Annotated in this window: 15 protein-coding genes and 1 tRNA gene; 5 read left to right on the top strand and 11 right to left on the bottom strand. The window is 37.3% G+C overall.

Annotated features, from left to right (window positions below; all coding sequences use genetic code 11):
- Positions 1-426 precede the first annotated feature (426 nt).
- On the bottom strand, positions 427-819 hold the full coding sequence (locus tag ABEA36_RS11180; RefSeq protein WP_345492173.1) for a YgiW/YdeI family stress tolerance OB fold protein: 393 nt from the start codon (positions 817-819) through the stop codon (positions 427-429).
- Between the two features lie 388 nt (positions 820-1,207).
- Between ABEA36_RS11180 and ABEA36_RS11175 the strand changes: the two genes are divergently transcribed.
- Positions 1,208-1,765, top strand: a complete 558-nt coding sequence (locus ABEA36_RS11175) for a hypothetical protein (RefSeq protein WP_345492171.1) — start codon at positions 1,208-1,210, stop codon at positions 1,763-1,765.
- Between the two features lie 3 nt (positions 1,766-1,768).
- Here ABEA36_RS11175 and ABEA36_RS11170 read toward each other — a convergent pair whose 3' ends face one another.
- Entirely contained in the window at positions 1,769-2,224 is a 456-nt protein-coding gene (locus ABEA36_RS11170; RefSeq protein ID WP_345492169.1) for a hypothetical protein, read from the bottom strand.
- A 65-nt stretch (positions 2,225-2,289) separates the two neighbouring features.
- Positions 2,290-2,514, bottom strand: a complete 225-nt coding sequence (locus ABEA36_RS11165; RefSeq protein WP_345492167.1) for a hypothetical protein — start codon at positions 2,512-2,514, stop codon at positions 2,290-2,292.
- A 366-nt stretch (positions 2,515-2,880) separates the two neighbouring features.
- On the opposite strand from ABEA36_RS11165, the gene ABEA36_RS11160 reads away from it, so the two are divergent.
- A complete protein-coding gene (locus ABEA36_RS11160; protein WP_345492165.1) occupies positions 2,881-3,573 on the top strand; it encodes a JAB domain-containing protein in 693 nt (230 codons plus the stop codon).
- Positions 3,574-3,978: 405 nt separating this feature from the next.
- On the opposite strand, the gene ABEA36_RS11155 is transcribed toward ABEA36_RS11160, so the two are convergent.
- On the bottom strand, positions 3,979-4,959 hold the full coding sequence (locus ABEA36_RS11155) for a hypothetical protein (RefSeq protein WP_345492163.1): 981 nt from the start codon (positions 4,957-4,959) through the stop codon (positions 3,979-3,981).
- Between the two features lie 1,149 nt (positions 4,960-6,108).
- Here ABEA36_RS11155 and ABEA36_RS11150 point away from each other — a divergent pair.
- Complete coding sequence (locus ABEA36_RS11150; protein WP_345492161.1) at positions 6,109-6,897, top strand: hypothetical protein; 789 nt, start codon at positions 6,109-6,111, stop codon at positions 6,895-6,897.
- 23 nt (positions 6,898-6,920) lie between these two features.
- Here the strand turns inward: ABEA36_RS11150 and ABEA36_RS11145 are convergent, their stop codons facing one another.
- From ABEA36_RS11145 to ABEA36_RS11130, 4 genes are all read right to left on the bottom strand, one after another.
- Positions 6,921-8,522: a hypothetical protein gene (locus ABEA36_RS11145; RefSeq protein ID WP_345492159.1), complete on the bottom strand. Its 1,602-nt coding sequence runs from the start codon at positions 8,520-8,522 to the stop codon at positions 6,921-6,923.
- Between the two features lie 181 nt (positions 8,523-8,703).
- The gene (locus ABEA36_RS11140; protein ID WP_345492157.1) at positions 8,704-9,924 is read right to left on the bottom strand and encodes an RtcB family protein; all 1,221 of its coding nucleotides are present in this window, start codon (positions 9,922-9,924) and stop codon (positions 8,704-8,706) included.
- A 57-nt stretch (positions 9,925-9,981) separates the two neighbouring features.
- A complete protein-coding gene (locus tag ABEA36_RS11135; protein ID WP_425571944.1) occupies positions 9,982-11,124 on the bottom strand; it encodes a slipin family protein in 1,143 nt (380 codons plus the stop codon).
- A 727-nt stretch (positions 11,125-11,851) separates the two neighbouring features.
- Positions 11,852-11,924 (bottom strand) — tRNA-Leu (locus tag ABEA36_RS11130).
- 318 nt (positions 11,925-12,242) lie between these two features.
- Here ABEA36_RS11130 and rtcR point away from each other — a divergent pair.
- Complete coding sequence (gene rtcR, locus ABEA36_RS11125) at positions 12,243-13,856, top strand: RNA repair transcriptional activator RtcR (RefSeq protein WP_345492155.1); 1,614 nt, start codon at positions 12,243-12,245, stop codon at positions 13,854-13,856.
- Positions 13,857-13,876: 20 nt separating this feature from the next.
- On the opposite strand, the gene ABEA36_RS11120 is transcribed toward rtcR, so the two are convergent.
- The 3 genes from ABEA36_RS11120 to ABEA36_RS11110 form a co-directional block, all read right to left on the bottom strand.
- A complete protein-coding gene (locus ABEA36_RS11120) occupies positions 13,877-14,698 on the bottom strand; it encodes a hypothetical protein (RefSeq protein WP_345492153.1) in 822 nt (273 codons plus the stop codon).
- A gap of 157 nt (positions 14,699-14,855) precedes the next feature.
- Positions 14,856-14,990 carry a hypothetical protein gene (locus tag ABEA36_RS11115; protein ID WP_345492151.1) on the bottom strand — a complete coding sequence of 45 codons (135 nt, stop codon included), beginning with the start codon at positions 14,988-14,990 and terminating at the stop codon, positions 14,856-14,858.
- Between the two features lie 96 nt (positions 14,991-15,086).
- Complete coding sequence (locus ABEA36_RS11110; RefSeq protein WP_345492149.1) at positions 15,087-15,914, bottom strand: DUF1266 domain-containing protein; 828 nt, start codon at positions 15,912-15,914, stop codon at positions 15,087-15,089.
- A gap of 503 nt (positions 15,915-16,417) precedes the next feature.
- Here ABEA36_RS11110 and ABEA36_RS11105 point away from each other — a divergent pair.
- The gene (locus ABEA36_RS11105; RefSeq protein ID WP_345492148.1) at positions 16,418-17,647 is read left to right on the top strand and encodes a sugar transporter; all 1,230 of its coding nucleotides are present in this window, start codon (positions 16,418-16,420) and stop codon (positions 17,645-17,647) included.
- The last annotated feature ends 30 nt before the right edge of the window (positions 17,648-17,677 follow it).

The following is a 17,677-nucleotide window of genomic DNA, read 5'->3' as shown; positions in this document are numbered from 1 at the left end:
TATACTATTTTTGTTATCAAATCGTGGCTATACCTCGTATAAATGGTCAACAAGCTAGGCATAATGACCATTATTGACGCTGTTTAATTCGCAGCCTTTTATATAACCATATGAATATAAAAAAGGGCGAAAAAGAGAACATATTGCGTTTTTTAGACTTACTTCTGATACTAAAATCACAGTCACAGTCGCAAGGTAATGCTTTTGAAACGTCACAGCCCTTGAAACATTCACAAAATTCTAACGCCTCACAATATTCACACGGATGGTGTTTGTCTTTTTGAGGATGTTCATTCGTTAACGCTATTGCTGCTTTTTTGCATTCATCTAAGCGCATAGGAAAAGATAGGAGATAAAGGGCAAATTAAAGATACTCATGCGATTTAGGAATCGCGATATTCAAACGATCCCGATAGATCACACAAATTATTTTGCAACTGAAATGACTTGAAGGTTTTTAACTTCGATATCAGTTGGTTTGTATCGATGAGTATCAACTTCACCCGTTATTTGGATCGTATCATTTGGCGTTATCGAGCGGCCTTGCCATAATTTATCTTTAATTTTAACATTGATATCACCGCTACTATCTCTAAACAGATACATTTTATCACCCAAACGCTGAACAATATTACCTTGTAAAGTCACCCATGAATCGTCATGCATTTGTTTAGCTTGTGCAGCGGCCGTAATATTTTGAACACCGCCAGTAAAACCGCTGTTTACAGGTTGATTGATGCCATTATTAAAGCCTTCAGCGAAGGCACTACCTGTAAAACCTAAGGTTGTAATTAAAAATAAAGGGATCAGTTTTTTCATAATAAGTTCCTTGTCTTAAATTAACGTCTCGTTTTGATAGGTGTTATTTAATCAAAAAAACATTAAGTAATTATTAATTTTTCTTAATTTAAAAAATTTATAATTATTTGATTTTACATATCCTTTATCGTTCTATAGCCCTATGCTATAAACTTTTTCTAACGGTATACTCTTATTGAATTCATTCATCTCATATTTTATGAGATTCATTTTAGGGGATATTTTGTTTTATTCTCTTTTCCATTCTCAATAATCGTTTTTTTATCGTGTTAATGTTAGGATTATAGTTCGAGATAAGCCAAAAAATAAAATCTCGACATTAACCTTATCATATTGATGTTAATTTTTTGGCTATGGTTTTTATTTTACACCTAAGATGAGATTAATCATGGAACTGGCTAAAATACACAGTGACAATCGTCAGCGTTTAGCAACGTTATTAAATAAAATAGCAAATAAAGATCAGCCACTCGGCTGGAAGACAGTGACAACCCTTGCTGTTGGCGGTTTGCTGGAAATCGGTTTTTCTAAAGTGAATCATCAATTATTAATTATTTCAAGTAGTGGACGTAGTCTAATCAACTGTATCAATGGTGAAAAAGTAGCGCGTGATTATGAAGAAGATGGTGATTGGTATAATCCTATCAACTTAACTTGCCAGGGAATTGGCCCCATCGCAGATGAAACACTTTTGATTGCGGGTTTGCACGGTGGGGGATTACCGACGTGTAATCAATATGGCGAAAGCCTTGAGTTAGTCTCTTTACATTGGCCTGTGAATGATATTTACTTTTGCCCAGCGGGTAAATCTATTTTCAGTGAACGTCACCAAACGGACTGTTATCGTATTTTTTCTGACGATGTGCGTTGCTTTGGGTTTTCATGGCATGGCGAATTTATTGCCATTGCCACATCAAGTGATGTGACAATCTGGCGAAGGGGATAATCACTAGTAAGCAACACAATTATTGCCTTCATGTTTGTAGCTAACCACACGATCTTTTTCAAGCCAAAATTTTGTTGAACATGAATACTTTGTTTTAGTTTGTGGTTTGATGTCATAGGTTATCGTATTATCATTAATTTGATTAACCGTCACTTTTCCTGGATTATCAACAAACATAACCTTATAAAAAGAAATGACCGTCTCTGCTTTTCGAACAACTTTACCTTTAATTATTAATTCATCATGTTCAAATACGGTTAACGGCTCGCCCCATTCACTAATCAACTCTTGCTTAGTCATGCCAACAGAACGGTCTAATTTTCGTTGATAACCCGCTTCACTAACACACCCCACGAGCAAGCCCATGACACTAGCTAGTACCATCATTTTCATTTTACCAACATGCACTTTATGACCAATATTGACATCGTTACGTCGTTTAGAAAACATCATACTCATGATTTATCCTCATCATCAATCGAGTTAAGATACCTTTTAAGTAAAGGCTACCTGCAATCAAGCCGCTATCTTGCTTGTCTAAGATTAATACAATTTTCACTATTATATTCAAAAAAGCCGCTATCACACTTTTCTTTAACATAGCGGTAAGTGGAATCATCATATTTTATTTCACTCAAACTAAATTGGTTTGATTTTTCCATATGTTGACTTGACCCATTCAAAAAAAGCCACAGCACACCTAAAACAACAAATAATCCAATGGCAAAAATACCGGTTTTATGCTTCATAACACATCCCCTATTGATTAAATATACCAAACAACCAAATAGACTAAAATTTAACTCTTTTATTATAAATCAGAATCTAATTCAACATAAAATGGTTTATGCATCACAGCAGAATTTGCTGGAACTTGATGTAGCTAAGCAAACCATGCAAAGCAGACTATGAAAAGATAAAATACGGTACTTTGATGTTCAATATCGGCGCAGAGTTTGATTTAAATGGGTAGCGTTCACTGATAAAATTTGCAAAACAGAAGAGATAAAATAAACGATGTTGCGACGCGTCTAGCATTATCGGTTTCATTAACTACTGCCAAGCACTGGCGGAATATGCTATAGTATTTTCGGGTGATGTTACAAGGTGATACGATGGATATTAAACTGACTAAGCATGACAAACGCAATATTGAAGGCATGCAAGATGTGTATAGCATTATGCAACGCGTGTTACTGCGTGAAAACAAAATCGACCAAGAAAAGGAACATCTTTGGATCATAGGTATGAACCAGGGCGGTTACATCTTGTACATTGAACTGATTGCGCTAGGTTCGTACCGCTCGGTCGATGTTGAGCCAATGAATGTATTTCGCGTTGCCGTGATGAAAAACGCCTCACGCGTCATATTAGTGCACAACCACCCAGGCGGATCGCTCACCCCATCGCCTGCCGACAAAGACATCACCGATCGCCTAATCCAAGTCGGCCGCATTTTAAATATCGAACTCGTCGACCACCTGATTATCACCCCAGAACACTATGTCAGTTTTCGTGCGATCAACCTGATGGACGAACTCGAGCAAAGCCTAAAATACGTGCCCACTTACCAAGTGATCGAAAAAATCCGCAAAGAAGAAAAGAAAATCGCCAAAGAGAAGTTGGCGATTGAAAAGGATAAGACTAAAACAGCTCAAGATAAAGCCAAAGTTGAAAAAGAACGACGCGAGAAACTTGAACAAACAATGATTCAAGTATTGCTAGATAAAGGAGTTTCCATAGAAAGTATCGCAAAAATAATGGAAATACCAGAGAAAAAAGTTAGAAAGCGAATAGAACAAATGTGATTGAGACTATCGATAATACTGATTTAATTTACAGTGTTTAGTTGATTTTTCCCTCAAAATATGGTACACTTAATACCATTGCTTTAGCTTAGTGGTTGAACTTATCAACACTAAGCTAAAGCAATGGTTAACCAAGTTTAAATTTAAAAATTTTCTCGCTTTTTCTATTTTATTTTTCATATTTTATAACTCCTCTAATGGTCATTTTACTGAATTTATCAAATCACTTTTTGATGCTTTTATTATACCGTACTTAATAGAAAAATTCAATAAAAACAAATAATAAAGCTATTTTTGATACAATTTAGGATTGAAATATACATTTAAATTGTAATCATGAATACTTAATATCAGTCATTAATATTTTCAGCATTCATGATTACAAAATGAAGGCTTATTATTCTTTTATTTATGAATATTTTCCTCAATATAATTTGAACCATCACAAAGTAGTGTTGTTAATTGAATAGAACTTTTATCTTCTTCAAAATAAAATACTCGAAATTCTTGTTCATCGACTTTTAAATATCGGGCACTAGTATTAGGAACGTTTTTTATAATTTTATTATTACATTTAAAATAAATCATTGTGTCTGCAATGTATGTTTTAACAACTGATGTTTCAATAATACTAACTCCATTGAAAATGATTAATTGACTTGGTAATGCAATGCTCATGAAAACAAGAAAGTAAGTGATAAATGGTAATTTATATGAAAGTTTTCGATTCTTTGCTAGATCTGTCCAAAATATCGCGATCAATTGCAAAAATATACTTGCTATTAAAATAAAGCTAAACCAGTATAATCCCTGAGTTATAGTTGGAATTTGTTCAGGAGGGACTGATATAAATTCAGTTACAAAACTACGTCCTAAATTTTGACTAATGAAATCTAGTAGTATATAGACTGCCCCCAAAATAACTCCACTTTGAATTTTTACTGCCATGTTCGCAATTCTTTTATTACCTATATAATTTCCTAATATGATTATAGATATGATGATTTGTAATAAAAATAGAATGAGACTAACGATCCAGTGAAATCTAAACAGGAATGAAAGAAAGGCTAAAGAGCCAAATGTCGCTCCCCAACCAGATAAAAATAATATTCGGTGTAATACTTTTTTTTTATTGTTTTTTGATAGTAGAAATACAAGCTTAAGCCATTTTATTGTTAATTGCTTTTGTTTGTCACTGGCAAAAATTCGATAATAAATCATTAGTCCAATACAGACAATAGCAAAAGAGATGATAAAAGGATAAATATTCATTTCTCTTTTGGTCATAGTAAGAATAATTATACTTATGATATAAGGTAGAAATAATCCCCAAAATAAAACAGGGTATTGTGAAATAGAATTATTTAATTTATATGATTTTTTCATTAACTATCCTCTCAACTTATCTTTTGTAACTATATTTTAGCTTCTATTTATATATAAAGCAGCGTAATGAAATGTTCCTAAAAGACTGAAAACTGATCTTTAACGAAATAGAAGACAAAATAACTATAAAACATCTTAACAATCCCATTAACATATAAACCAACTAACCCACCCCAAACCGGTCAAATATTCGCCCTAACGCACCACGCGCAGTGGAACGGGGAGCCGGAGGGGTTGGTTGGAAACCCTCGGTCGCCTGAGTATCAAATGCTATAAATTCATCTACACTTTTAGAGGCGAAAAAATGTCTGCAACATTTTAAAATAGCATCTTAATAGATAATTCGCACGAAGCGACGAAAAAATATCCCACAATCATAATAAAAACCACTTCAAATATCTTTGCTGAACACTATCCATTTCAATCAAATTCTGCGAGCCATCTCGCAAAAATCACTATTTATTAACCTCTATTCTTAACTCATGTCATTAGCATATAGATGAACTAAAAAACCCTAAATCTGTCAAATATTCGCCCTTACGCCCCACGCGTAGTGGAACGGGGAGCCGGAGGGGTTGGTTTGAACCCCTCGGTCGCCTGAGCACCTGAACATCAATATTGCACGACTGATTTAAAGGCGAAACAAATACCCGGAACCTTTTCGAAAAAGGCTTGCCCGTTGGCCCGAAGGGTAAGTCGCAGGAAGCGACGAATAAACAAATAGCACATACATAATAAAAAAACCTTGCAAATATTTTTTCTGTAACCTACCCATTTAAATCAAAATTTGCGAGCCATCTCGCAAAAAATCACTATTTATTAACCTCTATTCTTAACTCATGTCATTAGCATATAGATGAACTAAAAAAACCTAAATCTGTCAAATATTCGCCCTTACGCACCACGCGTAGTGGAACGGGGAGCCGGAGGGTTTCGTTGGAAACCCTCGGTCGCCTGAGCATCAAATGCTATAAATTCATCCACACTTTTAGAGGCGAAAAAATGTCTGCAACATTTTAAAATAGCATCTTAATAGGTGAGTCGCACGAAGCGACAAATAAAAAACCTTGCAAATATCTTTACTGTAACCTACCCATTTAAATCAAAATACCTTAAACTCTAATACATGGTTTTTCAAAGGGAATAACGATGCTAAACGATTTGATTCCGCAGGCGTTACACAGCGATGTTAATCAGTTTTTACATGAGCTAATGCAATTAGGCCAACACGTGCCGACGCATTGCCCTTATTGTCAAAATCAAACCTTTAGCCAAACCCGAGCAGAACCGTTAACGTTTCGCTGTAAAGCGTGCTTAAAATATTTTAACCCTTTAACCCATACCCCCTTTAATCGTTTACAGCCAGTGGCGTGGCTAACCCGCATTTTATGCGATCGGGTCAATCGCAAAACCTATCAAGAGATTGCCGATACATTAGACTGCGATATTAAAAAGATCATGCGCCGTGATAAGGCGATAAAAAAGCAGATGCAATTACATTTCCCTGACGTGTATCAGTGGTATTGCGCGCATAATGATGTGGCTGGGCAGTTTAACACTAATCCGATCAACGATGCCCTTTCGGCACAACATCAGGCATTCAAACAAAAACTTAGCGAGATCTTGACCACCACGAACAGCCCGTGTTTGTATTGCCATTCGCCTCACACCGTTAAAGTCGGGCAACGGGCTACGTTTCGTTGTGATCGTTGCCGGCGCGGTTTTAGTTTACTGCGTGATACGCCGATTATGCGCTTACCTCATGCCGATTTATGGTTAACCTATCTTGATTTGCTGGTTGCCAAACACAGTAATTACGCGATTGCCAGCCAGCTTTGCATGAATAGTGGCACCATCGGGACATGGCGACGCAGATGGTGTTATACCATGCAATTGTGGGGATTTGAGAGTTTGGCCATTTGGTGTCAACGGTTGTAAATTCTCGTTTCCCCACTATTTTATCAAGCACCAAGTGAATTTAATAATGCCATCACACGTTGTTTTGTATCTTCATTCGGTTCGATTTTTGCTAACCTTTTAAGCGCATGCTTGAGTTCAGGTGACCATAGCTGCCTATCCCAACTTTCTATGGCATTTAATGCCAGATTTCGACTACGTATAACAGGGCTATTTAAACCCACCACTATTAAATCCTCGCCAACACCAGGAAAACGATGAAGATCCTGAAGAATAAAATCTAATACATAATGTTCTTGGAATGTTGTACCAAACCCTGTTACTAATTCTGGTCCTGTTGCAATAGAAAAAAAATCATACTTTTGTTTAGCGAGTTGTATCGTTTCTTGTACTCTTTGTGCATCATCAGTTTGCATTAAATTATACCATTGACTACTGTCGTTATATTTTTGATGCTCAAAACGAAGTGGCCATGCGTCAAATCCAAGACGATCATAAAGATTAATCGCTATTCCAAACTGTTTCTTATCGTTTGTTTGTAAGCTTTGCTGAATCAATGGTAACCAGTGTTCTTGTGTGATTAGATTATTTACAGTATCAGTTAATGTTATTTTAATCTTCTGATCCCAATTAGGATAACTATCATCCACTTCATCTACAATAAAATCACGAATTGCTAATAGCGTTCTTAGAATATTCAGATCGTTTATCGGCTGTTTTTGTAATTGTGCTAAATAACATAAACAAACGCTGGCACCTTGATCATAATCACGCATATCCTCGGCCGGCCCACCCATTATTAGCGCTTCAATCATCTCACCCGTTGCCACAAGTAATGCCATATCAACAGATGGCTGTGCTAATGCGGTTTGCAGATCACCCGCAGTTGCGCAGGTATAGGCAAGGTATTCATACATCACGCTATTTTTATACCCTTCCCTTAATAACCAGTTTTTGACTTCCTGAGAAGGATTTTTTGCTAACCGTTCCACTAAGTGAATGCGCCCCCAACCATCAACTTTTTTGGCTAATGTAAGTAAGGCATTTTCGACTTCAATCGGCGATGATAACGTATTTTGTAACGCCACAGCCGAGTACAACGTAAACTCTTCATGCATACCAAATAGCAAAAATAATTCCGTCTGCTGGGTATTAAAACGCCCCAGCATGGCAATACTAAATTTAATCACTTCGCGATCTGGGCTATTGAGTAGTAACCAATAAACAAATTCATATAATTTATTGAAGTTAACTTCAGCTTTTGCCATTTTTTCTGTTAATTCATCAATATAACTTAAAGTGCCTTGCTCTTTAATTAAGGTATACAGTTTTGCAATGTCTTGTTGAGTTGGTTGAGCTGTTATTGTTCTAAGCAATGTTAAAATTTGCTCAGCACATGCTTGTTCAGAGGATGATGAATGATGATTCATCACACCATCCATGGCGCCCGCTGCCCACTTTATTTTTGAGTCATCATGTGATTCGTCGGGTAAATTTTGGGCTGTGTCAGGAAGTTTGTCCGCATCTTTATAAGGTAATAGAAACTGATAAATACTTATCAGTGATTTATCCCAAACAATAGGAAACCCGTTATCGTCTTGCATTCTTTTTTTGCTGGCAAACAAGTCTTTTAGCCATTTTTTCATCTGTTTTCCTTTAATTATTATTTTTATATTCTATGGTAATCGTTAGTCATCTAAATCAAAATGTAATAAGTAATAGTCATTTTGATATGCGATAACTAAATCACACCAACGTGTTGCATACCATATAAGATTTATCATATTTCCATCTTCATTAATAGCGAGGGGCCCCTCGATATGTTTTTCATCCCTTCACACACACCACTTGTCGTAATTGATGCACAATTTCGACAAGTTCATTTTGCGCGGTCATCACGGCATCAATGTCTTTATATGCCATTGGGATTTCATCGATCACATTGGCATCTTTACGGCATTCAACATGGGCCGTGGCCTTGATTTGATCCTCAATGGTAAATTGCTTTTTGGCCGCCGTTCGGCTCATTACGCGGCCGGCACCGTGCGAACAGGAGCAAAAGCTGTCTTCATTACCTAAACCCCGCACAATATAGCTTTTTGCTCCCATTGAACCGGGAATAATGCCGAGTTCGCCTTTGCGTGCCGATACCGCCCCTTTGCGGGTGACAAAAATGTCTTCGCCAAAGTGCTGCTCTTTTTGTACATAGTTGTGGTGGCAATTCACCGCTGACATGTGCGTGGTAAACGGTTTAGTGATAATTTTGCGCATTGCCAAAATCACATTATGCATCATCGCTTCTCGGTTTAGCCGGGCAAATTCTTGCGCCCAATGCACCGCCTCAACATAATCGTGAAAGTGCTCGGTGCCCTCTTCCAAATAGGCTAAATCTTTGTCCGGTAAGTTTTGGATATGCACTTCCATGTCTTTTTTAGCCATTTCAATAAAAAAACTGCCAATGGCATTACCCACGCCGCGTGAACCACTGTGCAACATAATCCAAACACGATCTGCCTCATCTAAACAGATTTCGATAAAATGGTTGCCAGTACCTAATGTGCCTAAATGACGGTAGTGATTGGTTTTTAAAAAGCGTGGGTATTTTTCCGTCAGCTTATCAAAGCCGGGGACTAACTGTTGCCAGTACTGTTCGACAATCGCTGGGGCGTCATGCCAGCTACCATAATCCCGTCCACGGTGTTTTGGGGTAAGTCCATGTGGCACCGCTTTTTCAATCTCGGTACGTAATGGCAATAAATTATCCGGTAAATCCGCCGCCATCAGCGAGGTTTGTACCGCTATCATACCGCAGCCTATATCCACCCCAACCGCGGCAGGAATAATTGCCCCCATAGTTGGAATGACACTGCCAATGGTTGAGCCTTTGCCCACATGCACATCGGGCATCACCGCGATATGTTTAAAAATAAACGGTAACTTAGCCGTTTTCGTTAGCTGTTCTTTAGCCTCGGGTTCAACCGGCACGCCCTTCGTCCACATTTTGATGGGTTTGGCGTTTTCTGCTTGTAATAGATTATATTGTGTCATTTTTTATTCCTTACACCGCCATGCGATTGTACATGGCGGCTTAATATTTTCTTTTTATCACGCGTTTTTAGGTTGGATATTCACCAAGCCATGTAACACTTGGTCAAGCCCGCCTACTACCGAGATTTTATCGATACGTTCGGCAATACGTTCCAACGTTTCCATCTCTTTTAACCGCAAAGCAACTGGGTTGTTTTCCATCACTTTTGCGGTGTTCAATAATGAACGGGTTGCCGAGGTTTCTTCTCGGCGGCGGATCACATTGGCTTGCGCCGCTTTTTCCGCTTCAACCACTTGCGATAAAATCGCCTTCATATCGCCCGGTAAGATAATATCTTTTACCCCCAGTGAGACGGTTTGTAAACCAAAGCCGTGTAAACGCGCTTTGATGTGTTGGGTCACCACGTCATCGATGATGTTTTTATTTTCTAATAATTCATCTAATGAACGAGTACCAATCGCTTCACGTAAGCCAAATTGTAATTCACGATACAACAAATCAACTGGCTGTGCTGTTTTTTCAAACGCGGTTAATACGTCAGTATAGTGCCAATTAGCTACTAAGTTTACCCGCAAATTGACTTTATCTTTGGTTAAAATCTCTTGCCCAGCCACATCTAATGCTTGCAGGCGAGTATCCACCATATCCACCGAGATTTCACGGTTAAAACGCCAATAAGCGGTAATGCCAGCCGTTAATAACTGCTCAATTTTACCGTTCACTTTTAATACCCCGACATGATAAGCCGGCACTTGAGCAATTAATACGCTGTTATCACCGAGCACTTCTTTTTGGCGTAATTTTGGTTGCAGTAATTGCTGTACCATTTCATCACTTAAGGTATAGCCTTGGTGTAAATCCACGGTTACCATATGCTGTTTATGGCTATTTTTCCAGTAAAGGCGCTTGGTACCCGGTGATAAAATTTCTACCAATAGGTCATTTTCATAACGCAAACCAGCCTGATTTGCACCGACTTCCATCTGTAAACAAAACTGTGCTAACTGCTGCGGCGTACGTTGTTCGATGGTATCAGCGATACGGTCATCAATGCGGTTGTCGCGTAAGTTAAATTTACCCAGTACAATCATATGTTTAAATTGGCAATAACCGACGATCGATTCTGGCGCAATAATCTGTATTAGCTGGTTATCAACAAATAAAGTCCCAATTTGTTCATGAATAAAGTGATGTAGCACTAATTTTTCGATATTCACAATGGCGTTATTGCTATTTTTAGCTTCAATCAATGCTTGTGCGATATCGGTTGGCAGTGCATAACCGTGTTGTAATACTACTTTTTTAATCGCATGTGCTTTGTAGCTTTTCCAATATAATGATTTGGTTGCCGGTAAAATCACTTCCACCAATTTTTGCTCTTCATAACGTAAGGCAATTTCGTTGTCTGCCACATCCACTAAATAACAGTGTTGGTTAATAATTTGCGGATAGAAGTTGATTAACTGCTCTGCCATGTTGGCAGCGATTTTTGTCTCCGCTAAATTAATCAACTGGTAACCAATGGTATTTAATGGGTCAAAAATTCGGTGTACACCCGCGGTTAGTACTTTTTCAATTTCATTGTTTTTATATAACATCGCGATTTCATGTTTTTTAACTTTAATGGTTTTTATCATTTTTACTTTTCCTTGTTAGCACAATCAGCAACCGCGTTTTGCACAATAGAAACGGGTTAAGTAACGAAATAGTAGGGTGAAGGTTAAAAGCAATAAGAAAAATAGAGCGTCACTTATTGGTATTTAATATTCTGCCTATTATCCAGTTTGTTTACCTTGAAAGTCGTAGTGACCTGACAAGTTAACCGGTTGTTTTTGCGGATAAGCTTGGTACGGTGCTTTGTCACTGAGCTTATCTAACGTCGATCACTGACTGTGTTTGTTTGTTTTTTCTACTTTTGTTTTACGGTTTTTGAAGTAGGATTCGAACCCACTACATATCGATCCTGAGTCGATTGTTCTACCAGATGAACTATTCAAAATAGACTTTTACACAGTCACCTAATCACACAATAAGGAATACATGTTGATAATCTTCCGTCCTTTTATCCCGTAGATAAACCCGTAAAGGATTCGCGATGTACCTTGCTGCTATAAAAAACAGCATTTGCTTGCTTAGGTATATTTGATATTGCGAAAAGCGTGCCAAAAAATAGAAAGGAATAAAAATATTTTTTAGTTCATTGATTTATAAATATAAAAAATCAATATCATTTATGCACAGGAAATATAAATAGATTTTAATGGCCATAAATTTTATAATTTTATCAAATCATTTATATAATATTATAAACTTAATCATGAAAAATAACGTGGTATTTGGTTTTTTAGGTAATGTGTTGGATAACCGAGGTAGAGGTAAAAAACGCTGGGCGCGTTGGCGGCCAACCCTTGATTTATGCCGACAAGCTGATTTAGCGATTGCTCGTTTAGAATTGCTTTATTTTGCAAATGATGAGCAGCTACTTTGTGATATTGTTAATGATATCAAAATTCTATCCCCCAATACCGACGTTAACCCCATTGCCATCAATATTGCTGATCCATGGGATTTTGAGCAGGTTTATACGTGTTTATTTGATATTGCTAAACGCTATTCTTTTGATCCAGATAAAGAAGATTACTATTTGCATATCACAACCGGAACCCATGTGGCGCAAATTTGTTGGTTTTTATTAGCAGAATCACGTTACTACCCCGCTAAGTTATTGCAAACGTCACCGCCAGTAAAATCAAATGACGTTGAAGAAAAAGTTTATCATAATGAAGCGGAACTGATTGCCAATAGTCCTCGAGGAAAAGCCAGCACCATTGATTTGAATCTTAATCGCTATGATCAAATTCTCACCCGTTTTCAGCAGTATGCCAGTGAAGCTACCGAACTGTTAAAATCGGGCATTGCCACACGTAATAAACAGTTTAACCAGTTAATTGCTGAAATCGAGCAAGTGGCCAGCCGTTCTTATGCGCCGATGTTATTATGTGGGCCAACTGGCGCGGGGAAATCATTTTTAGCGAAACAGATCTATTTACTTAAACAAAGTAACCATCAAATCAGCGGTCAATTTGTTGAGATTAACTGCGCCACCTTACGTGGCGATAGTGCAATGTCGACCTTATTTGGTCATGTGAAAGGCGCGTTTACCGGTGCCAATCTGGCGCGAACTGGCTTGTTAAAAAGTGCCGATGGTGGGTTACTGTTTTTAGATGAGATCGGAGAGCTTGGGCTAGATGAACAAGCAATGCTATTAAAAGCGATTGAAGAAAAGCAATTTTATCCATTCGGCAGTGATAAACCCATACAGAGTGATTTTCAGCTAATTGCCGGTACCAATAAAGACCTTAAACAGGCAATCAGCCAAGGCGAGTTTCGTGAGGATCTGTATGCCCGTATTAATCTGTGGAATTATACCTTGCCAGGATTAGCTGAACGAAAAGAGGATATCGAACCCAATATCGATTATGAACTGGCGCGTTATGCTAAAGAATATGGCTTAATGCCGCGTTTTAATCGCGAGTCGCGCAGTGCCTATTTGCAGTTCGCCACCTCACATGAAGCATTATGGCAAGGCAACTTTCGTGAACTCACCGCATCCATTACCCGTATGGCAACGCTGGCACCACAAGGGAATATTACGGTTGAGCAAGTTCAACAAGAGATTAAACGCCTTAAAGCTAATTGGCATCAAAATAGGCAACATAATGCATTAATCCCACTCGAAATCGATGAATTTGATCGCTATCAGCTGGAAAAAGTGATTGAGGTGTGCAAAAAAAATTCGACATTATCCGAAGCAGGTAGGCAACTGTTTGCGGTATCAAGAACCAAAAAACAAAAGAGCAATGATGCCGACAGGCTCAAAAAGTATTTGGCGAAGTTTGGGCTGAGTTGGGATGAGATTAACAGCCCCTAGACCAAATTAGAGATCATGAATTAAAGACCAAATAATTGCTTCACCATTTGTTGATTGTATTTATCCTGACCACGCCAATAAGTGGCATATACCCAATCGTGTTTTCCCCTTGTTGAGCGCTCATAGGAAGCGGGTTGTAAAATCCCCACACAAGCCAAAATCTCAATAACGGTGTTACGTTCATTCTGATTGGATTTAAAGTTAGGCACATCCGTCAGTTTATCACTCAGTGAACCCGGATAATCATCTCGCTGACATGATGCAATAATGGCTAATATCCCTTTTAAAATAGCTCTATCATCTTTAGTCGGTTCAGAGATTGCCTGTTTAGTGAATTGCATGAGATCAAAGTAGGTATAAAGTAAATCACCATGACGCACTCCCCCCCACTTGATTCGTTCAAAGTTTAAGATATTTAAATCTGCTTTGGCGTAGTTTTCATTACCTATTATGCCATATTTGAGATCACGGCAGACCTGACACGTATAGGATGAATGGCTAATTTGGCCATCTTGATAAGATTGACCAGACACTACTGGCGTATATTGATGCGCTGTCATTAATTTGGCGATAAAGTATGACGCAATACCAGAGCGCCAATCAAGTCGTCGCGTTGATAAGCTGCTCAAAAAGGCCTTGGCAACGTGTTCAAGTGTCATTGTGGCGACGATGTTTATGATTTTATTGACACAATTATCGTGTGATATGGTAATGGGATCAAACATTAATCCTTTTTCTTTCGCATACGCGAAGTCGCTAGGCTCTGTTTTTACCTCTTTTTCGTCTTTCCAGCCATTTTTCCAATAGGTTTGAAACAGAATCTTTTTTGCTTTTTTATCCATTTAATCACCGTATATTGTCTATTTTACTTTGAATTAGCACGAGTAACGTGCTCTAGCCATTGAGTTTAACTCATTACGATAAATGATCAGATTCAGCAGTGATTTGATGTTTTTCTTTTACTGCGATTCGCTTCGAACCGTCATTAAAAGTCACGTGCTAATCTTTAGCATGCAAATAGTGTGTTAACACTTGCCTAAGCCCAAAGCTAAGTTTTTGAAGCATCGGAAAACGTTCCCAATATTTGGATTGAAAAAACAAATCATCACCAAAAATGATCTGCTGTTTTTGCATATCAATCTGCCAAGGTTGACCATCAATAACTCCTTTTAAGATTTAAATAGACTTCATCAATTTAATGATATCGAAAAATGCGACACGTACAACACGTTATTTAAATGGTACTTGATTAATGAGTGACTGCGGATCTTTTTTAAGCATGTTTAATGTCCTAACCATGTTCTTCACACGACCCTCATCACTATTCCAAATAAAGCCAGCAATGGCATAAGCCACGATGACTTCATCCCAAGATTGGTACATCTTTTTAACGTCCTCGGTTAATTGATTTGCATACTCAACAAACTCAATTTCACGAATATAGCCCAGTTGCAATGACCAACGGCAGATATTAACTAAGCGAACGGCATCCCAGGCTAATAAACTGTCTATTGCGCTAACATTACCTAATTTTTTACGGCGTATTGTTGCTAGCCATTCCTGATAAATCGGTAACAGCATATTAATTTTATTGGTTTTACGTTTAAGCCCTAGCGCGTCAGACAACTGATCAAGTTTTGGTTTTTGGGTAAAGAACAATTTGATATTGGTAAACGTAAATAACAGTTCATCCATATTCATGGTGTAGAAGAGCTTACCGATGATCGGTAATGGTTTTTCAAAAGTAGACTCATTCAGTAATTTAACGAGCTCTAAATTTGGCTGATACTTACTGCGTTGCCCTTCTTGGGTTAACCAAGTTGCTTGTTCGATAAAACTGTCACGATCGGCAATTCCCCAAATACTCGGTAGTGAATCAGTAAGATGTCCATCACTTTTTCCAGTTTCTAAGGCATTGACGTAATCACCATTAAATGATGACAGTATTGAACTGAGCGCGACTAACCATTTGGTTTGGTGAGTTAGGACGACATTTTCTTTATAATGGAGTTTGTCGTTATCCATCATATCGTAAGCAAGCGAATTAAAAAATCCCATCATGATTCCTTTTATTATTAATTATAACGTTTTAAATTAACCACACATCAACATGGTATCGTTTACCATTTTTCGTGCAATTATACGGCTCAAAACGATCAAAATCTATCTGCGTCATTTAATTTACTTTTAAGCTTAATTGGCCTTTTGTTTATATCAAGCGATTTTATTTTTTTGACTTATTTAATGAAGGGAGATGGGTATGATGGTGTATGGAATGTGCTCGGATGTGGAATCGAACTTAGTCTAATAAAACCTTATAAATACTAGATTTCTTACTTTTAATTTGCAAAAATATATCCACTTTTGTATCCTTAATTGAGTTGCTTAAACTTTAATCAATTTTATCATGTTGTTAACCTTAAATGCTCAGCTAAAGCTTTTTGTATTTTAGCTGAAAGCTTAACGATGTGATTAAAATAAACATAATATATTAAATTTAGATATATCGTTATTCGCAAATTAAGAGGTATAATACGTCACCTTTAATTTTTTTTTTTCAAATGTTTAATATAAAAATATCTTCACGTAATCACGCTTGGATAGGTGTAATTAGCTTAGGCTTTGCCGCATTTATTTTTAATACGACAGAGTTTGTTCCTATTGCTTTACTTCCTGACATTAGTAATTCATTTAATATGAATGAGCAAGATTCAGGTATCATGGTTACAGTTTATGCTTGGGTAGTCGCGGCACTCTGTTTACCTCTTATCTTATTACTAAGCAATACAGAGCGAAAACGTTTACTTATTATAGTATTTGCCTTATTCATTATTGGTCATGTTATGTGTTATTTTGCAACATTATTTAATTTATTGTTGATTGGTAGGATAATTGTTGCTGGTTCTCATGCTGTTTTCTGGTCAATAACCTCAGCTCTTGCTATCCGCATTGCTCCACCTGGTAAAAAGTCTCAAGCATTAGCTATTATTACAACAGGAACATCATTAGCTGCGATTTTAGGTATCCCTATTGGACGTATTATTGGAGAGTTGTTTGGATGGCGTAGCACATTTTTAATTATTGGTATTCTTGCTTTATTGATCCTTTTTATTTTAATTAAAGTATTACCTAAATTGCCAAGTATTAATACCGGATCGGCTAAAAATTTACCAGTAATCATGAAACGAGCCGCCTTAGTCGGTATTTTTATTTCCGCGGCTATGGCTGTTGCAGGTAGTTTTACTGCTTATACTTTTATCGCGAAATTTTCGACTGATTTAGTCGGAATGACAAAAAATGAGTTTACTATACTACTGCTTTTCTTTGGATTTTCAGGGATTTTTGGTAGTATTATTTTTGGGAAAATCAACTCAAAACACCCGCTCGGAATATTACCAATAAGCATTGCATTAATGACGTTGGTGTTATTAGCTCTATATTCTGCACGAATAAGCTCCATTCTATTTTTTGTACTTTGTTTCTTTTGGGGGATCGCCTATACATGTATGATGTTAAGCCAGCAGATTAAAGTTCTTGAGCTTGCTTCCGATGCGACTGATATTGCGATGGCAATTTACTCTGGTATTGTCAATGTGGGTATTGGTGCTGGAGCGCTTATTGGGCAACAAGTTATTAATTCTTATGATGATAAAGTTAATTGGGTTGGTTATTATGGTGGTGCTATTGCATTTGTATCTTTATGTATTACTGTGTTGATCACATTAAAATATAAACAACTGTTTATTGAACTCGCAAAAGCCAATACAGGTTCAGAAATTATTGCTCATTAATTTCTTTGTCGCTTAGTATGATATTGTTTG

The organism is Orbus sasakiae, from assembly GCF_039542345.1.
Taxonomy (GTDB): domain Bacteria; phylum Pseudomonadota; class Gammaproteobacteria; order Enterobacterales; family Orbaceae; genus Orbus; species Orbus sasakiae.
The sequence above is the reverse complement of the archived record's forward strand: the minus strand, read 5'-3'. Positions and strand labels throughout refer to the sequence as shown.